The following is a 14,608-nucleotide window of genomic DNA, read 5'->3' on the forward strand; positions in this document are numbered from 1 at the left end:
AGGGGAAGTTGAATTAGAATTTGTATAGAGCTTGGAATCTAAATTCACCTTGATCAGTTGCGTCAGCTGGTTTATAATCAGCATAGTCATAATATGCAGAGAATGACATTTTTTTAGTGTAAGCATAGCTTCCACCAACAGTGTATTCATTGATGTCATCATTAGCTGCTGATTTGTCATTTTGATGTTGATAAGCTGCAAATACGCTTGTTTTAGCATCAACGTTATATCCAAGTTTAGCAAAAATTGAGCTAACTTTATAATCTTTACCTGCTATGTTGTAATTGTTAGCAGTTGTAATTACGTTACCAAATGGAGCATCGTCAGATGTAATAATTACACTATTACCGTCATTGTGGTATGCATAACCAAGTTTAGCACAGAAAGCATCTTGTTTAGCACTTGCTACAACATCGAAATAGCTTGAAGATTTAACATCGCTTCCTTGATCTTTACCATGACCATAGTCGAATTGAACATTAACACCTTCAACTGGAGCTGCATTTAAGCTTAAAGTATAAATACCGTCTGAGAAATTAGTGATTTTATATGCCCAGAAGTTACCTTTTACAACACCAGCATCAAATACTGCTACTGCCGCATAAATATCATTAGGTAAAATATCTGCACCAGTTTTTAATGTATCAACATAAGCTGCACCTACTGTTAAATTTTTGTTAACTGTGTAAGTTGCAACTGCACCTGCACCATGCCCTGGAGTTGCTGGATCAGCACTAGTGATTGAAGTTTTTACTGGAATTTTACCTAATATAGCATTAACTCCATTGCTTGAATATTTCAAGAAAAGTAAGTTGTTCGCAATACTATCATCTACTGCACTTGAAGTAGTTCCGTTAGGATTTAAAGTATCGTCATCTGTATAAACATTAGTTTGAACTGAGTTTCTAACTACTAATTTTAATTCTTCGCTTACTGGTACGCTGAAAATTAAAATCGCGTTTGTTCTCCATCTGTTATAAGAGTTTTGATCTTTTGGCATTTCATGATAGTATCTTATTCTTAACATACCACTTAAATCAACACCTTTGATTGCTTCTGTTAGAGGTGTAGCACTTGCTACGCTCATTGAACCCATTGCTATTAAAGCTGCTAAAGATAGTTTTTTTAGCATTCTCTCTCCTTTGTTTTGTTGTTTTGTCTCACAATTATATCGACAAAATTTTTAAAAATCAAATAAATTAGTGTTATTTTTGTGCTTTTTTTTAAAAAAATTCACTTTCATGTAACTTTTTGTATTAAAAACCGATATACAAGATATTACATATTATTTAAAAACAACAAATCTTTCACAAATCTTACATTGATTAATTTAAATCGCTTATATAGTAAAATGTGTATATTCATTACAACTGTAGTGACAGACACTAATTGTTACTCAAGGGCTTAAAAAGCCCGATTATTTTTCGTATCTTGGCATTCCCATAATATTATATCCGCTGTCTACGAAGTGTACTTCTCCTGTTACACCGCTTGCAAGATCGCTTAAAAGATACATACCGCTGTTACCTACTTCTTCAATAGTAACATTTTTCATAAGCGGTGAATTTTTTTCGTTGTATTTAAGTATTTCACTGAAATCTCCTATACCGCTTGCCGCTAATGTTTTGATAGGTCCTGCACTCAGTGCGTTGATTCTTATTTTTCTCTCACCCAGATCAACCGCCAGATATCTTACACTTGCTTCCAAAGCGGCTTTTGCCACACCCATAACGTTATAATGAGGGATATATCTAGTACTTCCAAGATAAGTCAGCGTAAGCACAGATGCTCCGTCATTCATAATAGGTTCAAGTTTTTGTACTACTTCTATTAATGAAAATACGCTAATTTCCATCGCTATATTAAACGCTTCTTTTGTAGTGTCTATAAATTTTCCGTCAAGAGCTTCTCTAGGTGCAAAAGCAACTGAATGAACTAAAAAATCTATATTACCGTAATCTTTTTCAATTGCTTCTTTCAAAGCTTCGATTTCTTCAGGTTTGCTTACATCTAAAGGATAAATATTGTTTACACCGAGCTCGTCGGCTACTTTTTGAACTCTTTTTTGCATTTTTTCATTCTGATAGGTAAGAATAATATCCGCACCCTGCTCTTTACATGCTTTTGCAATTCCATATGCAATGGACCTGTTGTTTGCAACTCCGATTATTAAACCTTTTTTGCCTTTCATTACCATTTTTTCTCCTTTAATTTTATACTTTTTCCTATTGAAATTTACTTTTTCACTTCTTTAGCTATTTCAATCATTTTTATAAATTTGCTTACATCAAGACTTGCGCTTCCTATTAAAACACCGTCAACATTAGGAATTAAAAGAATTTCTTTAATATTTTCAGGTTTTACACTTCCTCCGTATAAAATCGGTTTATTGGTAAGTTTTCTTATTTCCTCATGAGTTTCTTTGATCTGTTCTATTTTAGCGCTTACACCGGTGCCTATTGCCCAAACAGGCTCATATGCGATAATAAGTTTTTCATAATTAAGATCAATTCCTACAAACTGCGCTTTAAGATACTCGATAACTTCTTTGATACCTTTTTCCCTTATTTCCAAAGGCTCGCCTATACAGTAAGTTATTTCAAAGTTATGTTTTTTATAAAAATCAAATTTTTCAACTATAAATTTTTGGCTTTCTTTTAATATATGCCTTCTTTCACTGTGGCCGATTAAAATTTTATCAATGTCAAACTCTTTTATCTGTTCAAGTCCTATCTCGCCCGTAAAAGCCCCGTTTACTGCAGGATATGCGTTTTGTACTCCTAAATAATCCTTTTTAGTTAAAGCGGTACACGGAGGATACACTCTGACTGTAATTCCTGCGAAATTGACAACGTCTAAAACTTTTAAATATTCTTCAACCTCTTTCCTTGTTTTATTCATTTTAAAATTGGCTGCAACTATCATGATATCTCCAATGCGGCAATTCCAGGAAGTTTTTTGCCTTCAAGAAGTTCAAGACTTGCTCCCCCACCTGTTGAAATAAACGTCATTTCTTCATCATCTCCGGCTCTTTGAACAGCATCGGCCGTATCTCCGCCCCCTACAACTTTAATACCGTGGCTTCTTGCTATTTCATGTGAAATTTTAAATGTACCTCTGCTGAATTTATCCATTTCAAATACACCCATAGGACCGTTCCATAAAATTGTCTGGGCATCCCATAAAACCTCTCCAAAAAGTCTCACACTTGCAGGTCCTATATCAAGTCCCATCCAGCCGTCAGGAATTTCCTGAGAAGTTACATATTTAACCATAGCGTCTTCCGCAAACTTGTCGGCTATAACAATATCAACCGGAAGATAAAATTTTACGCCAAGTCTTTTCGCTTCAGCCATTATTTTTAAAGCCTCATCAATCAAGTCGTCTTCTACAAGAGAATTTCCGACATTATATCCCTGAGCTTTTAGAAATGTAAAAGCCATTCCCCCGCCTATAATAATTTTATCTACCTTAGGAAGAAGGTTAATAAGAGCCTGAAGCTTTCCACTTACTTTGCTTCCTCCTACTACCGCTACAAAAGGACGTACCGGATTCTCAAGAAGTTTATAAAAGAAATTGATTTCTTTAAGAAGCAAAAACCCTGCGGCTTTATGCTCATTATCATAAAATCTCGTAATTGCTTCTACACTTGCGTGAGCCCTGTGGGAAACTCCAAAAGCATCATTAATATAAAATTCTCCGAATTCGCTGAGCTCCTTTGCAAAGCCTTCGTCATTTTTTGTTTCTCTGCTGTCAAATCTGACATTTTCCAGTAAAAGTATTTCTGCATTTTTAAGTTTTGAAGCTTTTTCCTTAGCATCCGGGCCTACAACGTCATTAGCCATTATGATGTCTTGTTTTAACAGGTGTGAAAGTCTTTTTGCAACAGGCTTTAATGAATATTTTTCATCAAATTTACCTTTTGGACGTCCTAAATGAGACGCTATAACTATTTTACATTCGTTATCAAGAAGGTATTTAATAGTAGGAAGCGCCATTCTTATACGTCTGTCATCGGTAATATTACCGAACTCATCAAGAGGAACGTTAAAATCGCATCTTAAGAAAACAGAGCTTCCGGGTTTAAAATCCAAATCTTTTGGCGAGTTAATCTTCATACTTCTCCTTTTTGTCAAAATTATAGCATATTTGTTTTTTTCTTATTTGTGTCTTGGTTGCTGGTATATTGGTGCTCAGAAAAATATAGATAATGATTTCTTTAATTTTTGAATATCATTGTCAATATACCATTAACAATCCTCCTTCAGCCAGTTTTTTACTTCAATATAAATTCGGCCATTTCAATCATTCTGTTAGAATATCCCCACTCATTGTCATACCATGAAAATATTTTTACGAGATTTCCGTTTGCCTGTGTTAAATCATATGCAACTATACTGCTTGCAGGATTTGAATTGATGTCGCTGCTGACTCTGTATTCTTTGTCAATTTCTAAAATTCCTTTTAAATCAGTTTTGGCATGAAACTCTAAAAGTTCGTTAATTTCATCAGCAGTTACATCAGATTTAAGCTCCAAAACCAAATCCATAAGTGAGACATTGGCAACAGGCACCCTTACGCTTCTGCCGTCGAGTTTGCCTTTTAGCCCCGGAAGCACTTTATATACTGCTTTTGCAGCCCCTGTAAAAGTCGGAATTATATTCTCAGCCGCCGCGCGCGAGCGTCTTATATCCCTGTAATTTGGCGCGTCAAGCAGTTTCTGATCCATCGTATAGCTGTGAATTGTAGTCATAAACCCTTTTTCAATCCCGTATTTTTCATCTATTATTTTAGCTACGGGCGCAAGACAGTTTGTAGTACACGAAGCGTTTGAAATAATACTCTCTCCTTTGTAATCTTTATGATTCACACCTAAAACATAAGTCGGAGTATCATCTGCAGCAGGCGCGGAAATAATTACTTTTTTTACATTGCCTTTGATATGGTGCCTCACTTCATCGCTTGTTAAAAACTTGCCGCTGCATTCAAATACGACATCCGCTTCATGAAACTGTGTATCTTTAGGAGACGGAAAAGTAGTATAAGTTATAAAATTATCCCCTATTTTTATAATATCTTCTCCTATAACCTCTACATCCATAGAACCTCTTACGGTATCAAATCTTAATAAATAAGCAGCCGTATTAATATCCATAATATCATTAACCGCAACAATTTCTATATTTCTGTTTACGGCGACTCTTAATATATTTCTTCCTATTCTTCCAAGCCCGTTAATAGCTATTTTCATTACAAGCCTTTAAATAAAAATTTTCGTAATTATAGTACAATTTGAAAAAAGGTTATAAGTGAAGAGTGCAATTTTCGGAGGAAGTTTTGACCCGCCTCATCTAGGACATGTTGAAATAGTTAAAAAAGCTTTTGAAAATGTGGATATTGACAGACTTATAATAATGCCTAATTTTCTAAATCCTCTTAAAAACTCTTTTTCCGCACCGCCTGAACTCAGACTGAAATGGCTTGAAAAAATTTTTAAAAATTTTAAAAACGTAGAAATCAGCGATTTTGAAATTTCTAAAAACCGGCCGGTTTATTCAATTGAAACTATAGAACATTTCAAACCCGACTATTTTATAATAGGCAGCGACAATCTGCATACACTTGATAAATGGCACAGAATTAATGACATTTTAAAAAAAGTAGAACTTATTGTTGCAAAAAGAGGCACAGTTGATAAAAAACTTTTAAGTAAATATAATATCAAAAAAGTTTTGGATATCGACATACCTATAAGTTCTACCCAAATCAGAAAATGTAAGTTCGAATATCTGCCTGAAATTATAGAAAACGAAATAAAGGAGTTTTATGGAAAGAATTGCAAAAATTAAAGAATTACTTGAAGAGAAAAAAGCGCTTGACGTTATCGACTACGATTTAAAAGACAAAGACTATTTTGTAGATTATGTAATAGTTGCTACTACCATGGCGGATAAACATGCTCAGGCACTGCTTGACCATCTTAAAAAAACACTAAAACCTATGGGTGAAACATTTTTAGGCGTTGATTCCAGCGACGACTGGACGGTAATCGATTTAGGAGATATGCTAATACATCTAATGAGTGAAGAATACAGAGCAAAATATCAGATGGACAGATTTTTAGAAGAAATAAAAAACAGATTAAGAAATTAAATCCCACTCGCTTATAAGCTCTATCCCCTCTTCTTTTAATATTCTGCTCGTAAGTCCCGGAGCTTCACATTTACACTCACATCCGTTTACGTAAGCGCTTGTTTTTTTAACCCCGCAGCTCGGAGATTTTTCTTTGCCTATGAATATTTTAATATTTAACTCCTTACAGATTCTAAGCGCTTCATTCGCACCTTTAAAAAAGGCTTCCGTTTTATCCACTCCGTTTATGTCAATAATTTTATCGCCTATAAACCTCGCGGCAGGTCTTGGAGTCGGAAGAGCAAAAGCCTCCGGGCAGAAAGGTATAAGCTCATATTTTTCTTTTAGTCTGTTTATAACTTCATCGGGAAGGGGTTTCGACTTGCCGTCATACCTGCAAGGCCTCCCCAGCATACACTCACTAATCATCGCTTTCATAATGTTTCACTTTTCTTTTTTCACTTTTAACTTTTTACTTCTCACATTCTCTCTTTAGCTTCAATTCCTAAAAGTGAAAGTCCGAGTTTAATAATACTTGCTACAACCGCCAAAATTTTGAGTCTCACTTCTTCTTTTTCACTTCCGATTACTTTGTTTTTGTTATAGAAACTGTGAAACTCGCTTGCAAGTTCATACAGATAATTCGTAAGTCTGTGAGGTTCTCTGTTTGTAAAAGCCTCTTCCAAAACATACGGAAACTGAAGCGCTAAGAAAACTAAATCTTTTTCATCTTTGCTTAAGTCTTTAAATTCGGTATTTGCAGTATCTTCAAGGTTCATCTCTTTGTTTCTGAAAATCGACTTAATTCTCGCATGTGCGTAGTTTATGTAATATGCCGGGTTGCTCGAATCCTGACGGTTAAGCTCATCCACGTCAAATTCAAGGTGAGTATCCGCTTTTTTGGTTAAAAATACGAATCTAAGAGCATCCGCTCCAACATCTTTTACTACATCGCTTACAAGTATAAAATTACCGGCACGTTTGCTCATTTTATAAGGCTCTCCGCCTTTTAGGAGTTTTACCATTTGTGAAAGCAGTATTTCAAGTTTTTCAGGATCATATCCCAAAAATTTAATAGCTGCTTTTACCCTAGCAATATACCCGTGATGGTCGGCTCCCCAGATATTTATGTATCTGTCGTAATTTCTTTTGAATTTATCCCAGTGGTAAATTATATCCCCCGCAAGGTATGTAGGTCTGCCGTCTTCTCTTACTACGACTCTGTCTTTTTCGTCTTTGTATTCGCTGGATTTGAGCCATACTTTACCGTCTTTTTCATAAAGTGCTCCGTTTTTTTCAAGTATCGCCCTTACCTCATCCCAGTGTTTATAAAGTTCTTTTTCGCTCACCCAGTTATCAAAAGGCGTAACGTTCAGGGCTTTGATATCTTCTTTTATAAGGTTTAGCATTTTATCTTTTGCCCACATGTTGAGCTTGTCGTCATTGAAGTTTTCCGCATCTATTTCAGCTTTGAAGTAATCCTCGCCGAATTCTTTTATGGCTTCTGCTGCCAGGTCTTTTATATATTCGCCTCTATAGTATTCTTCAGGCCATTTAACGTCAAGTCCCAGAATCTCTCTTGCCGCAAGATAAACGGAGAGTCCGAGAAGTGTAATCTGGCGTCCCGCGTCGTTTACATAATATTCGGTCACTACGTCATATCCGATGTGTCTTCCGATTCTTGCGATCGCATCACCGAATACGGCTCCCCTTGCGTGTCCTATATGAAGTGGGCCCGTAGGGTTTGCCGAAATATATTCAAGCAGTATTCTCTCTTTGCCGCTTCCTTTGGCAAAATTTTCTTTTTCACTTAATACTTTGTTTGCAAATTCGTTTAAAAAGCTGTCACTAAGTGTAATGTTTACAAATCCGCTTACCGCTTCAACTTTTTCAAATTCCTCACAGTTTCCGAGTGCGTCGCATAAAGCAGCCGCAAACTCCTGAGGGTTTTGTTTGTTCATTTTTGCGTATTTGAAAATAGGAACCGCAAAATGTCCGAAATCTTTGTTTTTCGGTTTGGATAACGGAGGAATTTCTCCTAAATGGTCTTTAAACTTCCCGGCAACTTTTTGTTTCATTAACTTCCTTTCCATTCTTTTATAAATTCTTCTATATTATATTTCGTTCTTTTGATTAAACTCGCAATTGCAACACTTCTTAAAAGTTCTTTCGCTTCGTCAAAATCATCGTTTATCAAAAGAAAATCGTATTCGTCTATTTTTTGCATTTCTCTTATCGCATTAAACATTCTAAGCCTGAGGCTCTCTTCCGTTTCGGTCCCTCTTTTAAGAAGTCTTTCCTTAAGCACTTCCTGATTAGGCGTAGTTACGAAAATCCCCGTAGTAATATCTGGATAAGATTTTTTAACCAGTTCATATCCCTGAACGTCTATATCCAAAAACACAATCTGCCCTTTTTGCAAAGCGGCGTCAATCTGTCTTTTACTAGTACCGTAAAAGTTCCCGTGCACCTCGGCCCATTCCAGAAAATATCCGTCTTCAATGTCTTTAATAAATTCGTCTTTTGTTAAAAAAAAATAATCCACACCGTCTTGCTCACCTTCTCTTATCGGTCTGGTCGTACTTGATATACTAAAATAAGCTTTATCACCAAGCTCTTCGCATACAACTCTCGCCAAACTTGTCTTACCGCTGCCGCTAGGCCCTGAAATAACTAAAATACTGCCGTTTTTTCCATTCATATTAATCTCCAAAATCTATGGTAATTGTAACTTTTGCTTTTGCTTTTTTAAGCTCTTCCCAATTTATATTTAAAATACTGCCAAGAGTTTTTTCTTCCGCAGTCTGCTCTTTATTTACAATATTTTCCAATTCATGAGCTTCTTTTATTTCCGGAATTTTATCATCTATATTTATTTCTTCAATATCATTTTCGTTTATTTCTTCATTTTCCTGAGATTTTTCCTCTTCAGGAAGTTCTTCTCCAAGCACTTCAGCCAGATCATGTTCGTCAAGATCTTTCAGATCTTCTATTTCCTCCGGATTTTCTTCAATATTTTCTTCTTCATTTTCTTCATCAGAGCTTAATTCCGTAATATCTTCCAATGATTCAGCCTCTTCTTCCGGTTCTTCTGTTTGAGGCTCGTTAATATTTACATTTTCTTCTACAAGTTCGTCTAAATCAAATTCTTCATTCTGCTCATCAGGAACTTCTTTATTTTCTTGAACCGTATCTAAAATTTCTTCCGGTTTTTCTTCATTTTCTTCTTTTAATTCGTCTTCTTGTGTCTGTTCCTGTTCACTTTCTGATTTCATTTCTTCTGCAAGTTCGTCAATATCAAGCTCATTATGTTCTTCTATATTATTTTCTTCCGCCAGTTCATTTTCTTCGCTTAAAATATCTTCGTTTAGTTCATCATCAAGCTCCTGGGTCTCTTCAGAAAGTTCTTTTAATTCTTCAGGCTCTTCCTCGGCAAGTTCTGTTTCGTCTATTTCAAAACTTTCTTCTATGTCATCATCCGGAGCTTCGCCTTCTAGTTCTTCTTCACTGATTTCAAAATCTTCTTCATCACCGGCTGTAAATTCATCCTTTGCATCCAAATCTTTAAGATCTTCTTCGCTTTCTATATCTTCGAACATATCATCAATATCAAGATTTTCCTCTTTATCTTCCGTTTTCTCATTTTCTTCCGTAATTACATCATCAAGAGGTTCTACTTCGCTTTCTTCGTTTTCACCGTCCAGGCTGAAATCATCTTCCAAATCAATATTTAGATCATCATCAAGTTCATCCAATCCGTCTAAATCTGTATCAAGATCATCTTCAAAATCAAGATCTTTCAAATCTTCAAAACTTTCAATATCTATATCTCCGCTTTCTTCCGTATGCGAAGTCTTTGTCATATTTGGAAGTTTTTCCAGCAGTTCCATTAAGTCCGTAGGCAAAAAAGGTTTTGTAAGATATTCGTCAAAACCGACTATTTTTTCATCGTTTTTCGCAACAATAAGTACAAATTTAGCATTTGGATAATTTTCAATAAGCTTGTCAAACAGTTCCTGAGTAAACTGGTCTTTATCTACAAAAACAGCTTCAAAGTTTCCTTCCGGAATATTGTCCGCCGTGCCAATACTTACCTCATCGCCTTTCTTTTCCGCACTTAAAACAAAAAGTTTTTCTATAGTCGCATTTGAAGTAATTAGAAGAATTTTCATGGCCAACCCCGTTTTTTATTATAATTATAGTAAAAAAGGACGGATTTTGAAAAAAATTATATTTTTACTGTTTGCCTCGCTGCTTTTCGCATCGGAAGTATACTTTATGCCTCATGACGGAAAAAGAGCCGAAAACAGACTGTATTACCTGTTTACACATGCAAAAAAAGAAATAAAAATCACCATGTACACTTTTACAAACAGAAAACTTGCCCGTGCATTAAAAATAGCAGCAAAAAAAGGCGTAAAGATTACAATTATCGCAGACAAAAAAGAATCAAAATATAAATATTCTGTAATTCCGAGACTTGCAACTTTAAGAAATTTCCATGTTTACCTGCTTTCAGGCAAAAAATATAAAGACGGCCAAAAAGCAAAAATGCACGTTAAACTTTCCATTATTGATGATAAATATATAGTAACGGGTAGTGCGAATTATTCATACAGCGCTTTTTATAAAAATTACGAATACATTATAATTGACACCGACAAATATCTGATTAAAGAATTCGATTCGTTTTTTCATCATCTGAAAATTTTAGCCACATCATACAGGCTCAGCCGATAAAATGCATAACAGCGGCAAAGGCCTGAAGCATTTCGTTTGAAAACAGCCTCATTAATGAGGAAATAATTGCAATAAGCACCATAAAAGAGATAGTGATTTTTATAGGAAACCCGACTACCAGCAGGTTAAACTGCGGCATTGTTTTCATAATCATTCCGAATATTATATCTCCCAAAAGAGATATAGCTATAATCGGAAACGCCATTGCTACACCCAGAAGAAAATACTTACCCATATAAATAAGAAAATATTCGTATACGTTATGATAACTGAAAAACTCCCCGAAAGGCAGCATGGAAAGGGTTTTACTCAAAAACAGAATTTCAAGATGGTCACCCCCGAAGCTTATAAACACCAAAATGGCAACCCATGTAAAAAACTGAGAAATAATCGTAGTCTGTGTACCTGCGTTAGGATCTATAACATTTGCAAGCGTAAATCCCATAACGAAGCTTATCTGCTCTCCCGCATATTTCAAAACATCAAATATAAGCTGCAAAGCCGCTCCTACGAAAAAAGCAAAAGCTATTTCGTTTAATATACTAAGTGTAATAGTAGCAATGTTTATATCGTAGGCAAATTTCGGAGTAAGAGGATAAAGCAGTATGCTGAGCCAAAAAGCAAAAGCGGCTTTAACATTCATCGGAATAGCAGAATAATTAAAAAACGGTATAAAAGCCAAAAAAGAACTAAGCCTTACAAACAGTAAAAGATACGTAACTACATTTACGGGCGTTAAATAATTAAGAATCTCCATCTAACAGTACCAGTTTTTTTTCTTTCAGTTCATATACTTTATCAAATTTGTCCGCAACGTCCATATCGTGAGTTACGGTAATAAGCGACGCGTTATGATTATCACAGTACTCTTTTAATACATCTATTACCTCATATGCGTTTTTTTTATCAAGATTTCCGGTAGGTTCGTCAGCAAAAATAATTTTAGGTTTTTTTGTTAACACTCTTGCTATAGAGACTCTTTGCTGCTGTCCTCCGCTTAATGTTTGAATATTTTGATGTATAACGTCTTTAATATTCAGTCTTTCCAGTAATTCAAAATCAATATCCTCACCGCTTATCAGAGCCGCAGCTTCAAGATTTTCCAATGCCGTAAAAGTATTAAACAGATAATGAAACTGAAAAATAATACCAATCTCTTTTTTTCTTATTTGTATTAAATCTTTTTCTTTTAAAGAGTATATATTTTTGCCGTTTATATAAACTTCGCCTTTTTGAGGAGATAAAAACGTTGAAAGTATATGTAAAAAAGTAGATTTTCCGCTGCCGCTGCTTCCGACTATAGCGACTTTTTCACCTTTTTTGATTTGAATATTAACATCTTCAAACAACAAATAATCAAATGAATGTGTTAAATTAACCGCTTTAAGCATAACTGCCTTTTTTTGAGAATTATAGCAAAAGTTCAAAGCTGTTATTAGTTATTGGAGGATTGGTTACAGGTATATTTGTTATTAGTCACATGATGAACTTAGGATCAGTCAATAGTTGATAGTTGATAGTTGATAGTTGATAGTTGATAGAAAAATATAATTATATTTTTTCATAATGTCAAGCGTAATCCGGAATACAGCCGGTATGTAAAACAAAATACACATTTTTTATGTAAAAAATAGTAATAATTTATATATCAACCACTGCTGAATTTATATTCCCATCTTATATTCTCAATTCCATATTTCAATTTTTTATTCTCAATTTCCTGTTTTAAATTTTAATTCTCAATTTTTCATTCTTCATTTGCATTCTACATTTTAATTTTCAATTTTACACTTTGCTCTTCAAGTATAGTGCCAGACACTATTAATTAAAAACAAAAAGAAGCGGGGATTAAGAAAGAGCCGCCGCTACTTCATCCGCCATGTTGCATGCGTTTTTAACCAAACCTTCACCAACTTCAAATCTGATGAAGTCAACAAGTTTAGCTTCTCCGCCAGCAGCTTTAGCAGCTTTGCTAAGAGCTTCTGCTACAGTTTCTTTTTTCTCAGCTTTTACGTATTCTTGTTCTGTAACACATACGTCGCTGTAGAATCTTTTGATTTTACCAGGGATAATTTTATCAATTACCTGCTCAGGCTTACCTTCTTTAAGAAGCTGAGCTTTTGCGATTTCTTTTTCTTTTTCGATAACGTCAGCCGGTACTGCTTCAGGATTTAGGTACTGAGGTTTCATTGCAGCAATGTGCATTGCGATATCTCTTAAAGTATCTTTGATTGCTTCGCAAGTTTTTTCGCTGTCACATGCAGCAGCTACAAGCACACCGACTTTTCCGCCGGCGTGGATGTATCCGTTTACGATTCCGTTTTCAGGAGCTTTAATAGTTCCGATTCTTCTAACTACGATGTTTTCACCGATTTTAGCGATTTTAACTTTAAGTTCTTCTTCAAAAGTTCCGTTACCGAACGGAGCTTTGTTTAGAGCTTCAGTATCAGCGATGTCGTTAACATTTACAGTTTTAACAGTTTCAGCTACAAATTCAACAAATTCGTCAGTTTTCGCAACGAAGTCAGTTTCACAGTTAACTTCTGCGATACTTCCTTTTTTGTAATCATCAGTAATATAAATTTCAACTCTACCTTCAGCAGCGTTTCTGTCAGCTTTTTTAGCAGCTTTAGCAAGACCTTTTTTTCTTAGGATCTCAACCGCTTTTTCTTCGTTACCTTCAGCTTCTACAAGAGCTTTTTTACAATCCATCATTCCGGCGCCTGTTTTTTCTCTAAGCGCCTTTACCATTGCTGCAGTAATGTTAGCCATATTACGCCTCCTCAGCTTTAATTTCTTCAGTTTCAGCTTTGATTTCTTCTTCAGTTTTTTCTTCTGCTTTAGCTTCTTCTTTAATTTCTTTTACTTCTTCAGCGATTTCTTCTTGAGAAATTGGTTCTACTTCACCTTCTTCTTCTTTAGCCGCTAATTCTTTTCCTTCGATAATAGCATCGGCAATTGTTTTACAGAAAAGGTTTACACTTCTGATCGCATCGTCGTTTCCTGGGATTGGAACATCGATTAAATCAGGATCGCAGTTTGTATCTACAGGCGCAACGATTGGAAGACCAAGTTTGTTAGCTTCACCAACTGCGATTTTTTCTTTTACAGTATCAACGATAAACAGCATATCAGGAACAGTTTTCATATGTCTGATACCGCCGATGAATTTTTCTAGTTTTGCTTTTCTTCTGGCAAGGATTAATCTTTCTTTTTTAGTTAAAAGATTGATTTGTCCGCTTTCTTCCATTTTTTCAATAATTTCTAATTTTCTGATTGATTTTTGAATTGTTTTGAAGTTTGTAAGCATACCGCCTAGCCATCTGTGGTTTACATACGGCATACCACATCTCTCAGCATGTTCTTTAATAGCGTCAACAGCTTGTTTTTTAGTACCTACGAAAAGAATAGTTTTACCTTCTTCTGCAGCGTTTTTAACTACATTGTATGCATATTTGATATGTCTTAGTGTTTTTTGAAGGTCGATAATATAAATGTTTTTTCTTACACCAAAAATATATTTTTTCATTTTTGGGTTCCATCTTCTCTTTTGGTGACCAAAGTGTACACCACACTCTAAAAGGTCTTTCATTGTTACATTACACGGCATTGTTTCTCCTTGAATTATTTTGTTTTTGGTTCGGGTTTAGCCTCCCTCTTCTTTAACACCAAAATCCGGTGCAACCCTACCAAGGAATAAAGAGGTGAGAACTAGAAACGGAATTTTATCAAAAAT

At 35.1% G+C, this 14,608-nt stretch carries 16 protein-coding genes; 3 read left to right on the plus strand and 13 right to left on the minus strand.

Annotated features, from left to right (window positions below; translation table 11 throughout):
• Positions 1-13: 13 nt before the first annotated feature.
• From ACZ5EP_RS05140 to gap, 5 genes are all read right to left on the minus strand, one after another.
• Positions 14-1,132: a major outer membrane protein gene (locus ACZ5EP_RS05140; protein ID WP_464508234.1), complete on the minus strand. Its 1,119-nt coding sequence runs from the start codon at positions 1,130-1,132 to the stop codon at positions 14-16.
• A 285-nt stretch (positions 1,133-1,417) separates the two neighbouring features.
• Positions 1,418-2,197, minus strand: coding sequence for an enoyl-ACP reductase FabI (fabI, locus tag ACZ5EP_RS05145; RefSeq protein ID WP_464508236.1), 780 nt, complete (start codon positions 2,195-2,197; stop codon positions 1,418-1,420).
• 38 nt (positions 2,198-2,235) lie between these two features.
• Entirely contained in the window at positions 2,236-2,925 is a 690-nt protein-coding gene (locus tag ACZ5EP_RS05150) for a triose-phosphate isomerase (RefSeq protein ID WP_127679573.1), read from the minus strand.
• Positions 2,922-4,118 (minus strand): phosphoglycerate kinase, encoded by a 1,197-nt coding sequence (locus ACZ5EP_RS05155; protein ID WP_127679572.1) that lies wholly within the window; start codon positions 4,116-4,118, stop codon positions 2,922-2,924. Before ACZ5EP_RS05155 ends, ACZ5EP_RS05150 begins: the two co-directional genes overlap by 4 nt.
• A 158-nt stretch (positions 4,119-4,276) precedes the next feature.
• Positions 4,277-5,251 carry a type I glyceraldehyde-3-phosphate dehydrogenase gene (gene gap / locus ACZ5EP_RS05160; RefSeq protein WP_464508237.1) on the minus strand — a complete coding sequence of 325 codons (975 nt, stop codon included), beginning with the start codon at positions 5,249-5,251 and terminating at the stop codon, positions 4,277-4,279.
• A gap of 58 nt (positions 5,252-5,309) precedes the next feature.
• Here gap and nadD point away from each other — a divergent pair, with 58 nt between their 5' ends.
• Positions 5,310-5,849, plus strand: a complete 540-nt coding sequence (gene nadD / locus ACZ5EP_RS05165; protein WP_127679570.1) for a nicotinate (nicotinamide) nucleotide adenylyltransferase — start codon at positions 5,310-5,312, stop codon at positions 5,847-5,849.
• Positions 5,827-6,153 carry a ribosome silencing factor gene (gene rsfS / locus ACZ5EP_RS05170; protein WP_464508238.1) on the plus strand — a complete coding sequence of 109 codons (327 nt, stop codon included), beginning with the start codon at positions 5,827-5,829 and terminating at the stop codon, positions 6,151-6,153. The genes nadD and rsfS overlap by 23 nt, the downstream gene beginning before the upstream one ends.
• On the opposite strand, the gene ACZ5EP_RS05175 is transcribed toward rsfS, so the two are convergent.
• Genes ACZ5EP_RS05175 through ACZ5EP_RS05190 form a run of 4 tightly spaced genes read right to left on the minus strand, consistent with a single transcriptional unit; the run spans position 6,142 to position 10,304 of the window.
• Complete coding sequence (locus ACZ5EP_RS05175) at positions 6,142-6,570, minus strand: 2-thiouracil desulfurase family protein (RefSeq protein WP_464508239.1); 429 nt, start codon at positions 6,568-6,570, stop codon at positions 6,142-6,144. The two genes, rsfS and ACZ5EP_RS05175, sit on opposite strands and share 12 nt — an antisense overlap.
• A 41-nt stretch (positions 6,571-6,611) precedes the next feature.
• Complete coding sequence (gene argS, locus ACZ5EP_RS05180) at positions 6,612-8,210, minus strand: arginine--tRNA ligase (RefSeq protein WP_464508240.1); 1,599 nt, start codon at positions 8,208-8,210, stop codon at positions 6,612-6,614.
• Positions 8,210-8,833: a guanylate kinase gene (gene gmk / locus ACZ5EP_RS05185; RefSeq protein ID WP_127679563.1), complete on the minus strand. Its 624-nt coding sequence runs from the start codon at positions 8,831-8,833 to the stop codon at positions 8,210-8,212. Before gmk ends, argS begins: the two co-directional genes overlap by 1 nt.
• A 1-nt stretch (position 8,834) precedes the next feature.
• Complete coding sequence (locus ACZ5EP_RS05190) at positions 8,835-10,304, minus strand: hypothetical protein (protein WP_464508241.1); 1,470 nt, start codon at positions 10,302-10,304, stop codon at positions 8,835-8,837.
• A gap of 46 nt (positions 10,305-10,350) precedes the next feature.
• On the opposite strand from ACZ5EP_RS05190, the gene ACZ5EP_RS05195 reads away from it, so the two are divergent.
• A complete protein-coding gene (locus ACZ5EP_RS05195; RefSeq protein ID WP_246831086.1) occupies positions 10,351-10,872 on the plus strand; it encodes a phospholipase D-like domain-containing protein in 522 nt (173 codons plus the stop codon).
• Here the strand turns inward: ACZ5EP_RS05195 and fliR are convergent.
• The 4 genes from fliR to rpsB all read right to left on the minus strand — a co-directional run bounded on the left by fliR (position 10,862) and on the right by rpsB (position 14,482).
• On the minus strand, positions 10,862-11,629 hold the full coding sequence (fliR, locus tag ACZ5EP_RS05200; protein WP_127679561.1) for a flagellar biosynthetic protein FliR: 768 nt from the start codon (positions 11,627-11,629) through the stop codon (positions 10,862-10,864). The two genes, ACZ5EP_RS05195 and fliR, sit on opposite strands and share 11 nt — an antisense overlap.
• Complete coding sequence (locus ACZ5EP_RS05205) at positions 11,616-12,263, minus strand: ABC transporter ATP-binding protein (protein WP_127679560.1); 648 nt, start codon at positions 12,261-12,263, stop codon at positions 11,616-11,618. The genes fliR and ACZ5EP_RS05205 overlap by 14 nt, the downstream gene beginning before the upstream one ends.
• 457 nt (positions 12,264-12,720) lie before the next feature.
• On the minus strand, positions 12,721-13,644 hold the full coding sequence (gene tsf, locus ACZ5EP_RS05210) for a translation elongation factor Ts (protein WP_127679559.1): 924 nt from the start codon (positions 13,642-13,644) through the stop codon (positions 12,721-12,723).
• 1 nt (position 13,645) lies between these two features.
• Positions 13,646-14,482 (minus strand): 30S ribosomal protein S2, encoded by an 837-nt coding sequence (gene rpsB, locus ACZ5EP_RS05215; protein WP_127679558.1) that lies wholly within the window; start codon positions 14,480-14,482, stop codon positions 13,646-13,648.
• Positions 14,483-14,608: the final 126 nt, after the last annotated feature.

Source organism: Nautilia abyssi, assembly GCF_055388085.1.

Bases quoted from the DNA above. Each gene is read 5' to 3' on its own strand.
- rpsB (WP_127679558.1), bottom strand. From the start codon at position 14,482: ATGCCGTGTAATGTAACAATGAAAGACCTTTTAGAGTGTGGTGTACAC.
- ACZ5EP_RS05140 (WP_464508234.1), bottom strand. From the start codon at position 1,132: ATGCTAAAAAAACTATCTTTAGCAGCTTTAATAGCAATGGGTTCAATG.
- gmk (WP_127679563.1), bottom strand. From the start codon at position 8,833: ATGAATGGAAAAAACGGCAGTATTTTAGTTATTTCAGGGCCTAGCGGC.
- tsf (WP_127679559.1), bottom strand. From the start codon at position 13,644: ATGGCTAACATTACTGCAGCAATGGTAAAGGCGCTTAGAGAAAAAACA.
- fliR (WP_127679561.1), bottom strand. From the start codon at position 11,629: ATGGAGATTCTTAATTATTTAACGCCCGTAAATGTAGTTACGTATCTT.
- rsfS (WP_464508238.1), top strand. From the start codon at position 5,827: ATGGAAAGAATTGCAAAAATTAAAGAATTACTTGAAGAGAAAAAAGCG.
- ACZ5EP_RS05205 (WP_127679560.1), bottom strand. From the start codon at position 12,263: ATGCTTAAAGCGGTTAATTTAACACATTCATTTGATTATTTGTTGTTT.
- argS (WP_464508240.1), bottom strand. From the start codon at position 8,210: ATGAAACAAAAAGTTGCCGGGAAGTTTAAAGACCATTTAGGAGAAATT.
- ACZ5EP_RS05190 (WP_464508241.1), bottom strand. From the start codon at position 10,304: ATGAAAATTCTTCTAATTACTTCAAATGCGACTATAGAAAAACTTTTT.
- ACZ5EP_RS05150 (WP_127679573.1), bottom strand. From the start codon at position 2,925: ATGATAGTTGCAGCCAATTTTAAAATGAATAAAACAAGGAAAGAGGTT.
- ACZ5EP_RS05155 (WP_127679572.1), bottom strand. From the start codon at position 4,118: ATGAAGATTAACTCGCCAAAAGATTTGGATTTTAAACCCGGAAGCTCT.
- gap (WP_464508237.1), bottom strand. From the start codon at position 5,251: ATGAAAATAGCTATTAACGGGCTTGGAAGAATAGGAAGAAATATATTA.
- ACZ5EP_RS05175 (WP_464508239.1), bottom strand. From the start codon at position 6,570: ATGAAAGCGATGATTAGTGAGTGTATGCTGGGGAGGCCTTGCAGGTAT.
- fabI (WP_464508236.1), bottom strand. From the start codon at position 2,197: ATGGTAATGAAAGGCAAAAAAGGTTTAATAATCGGAGTTGCAAACAAC.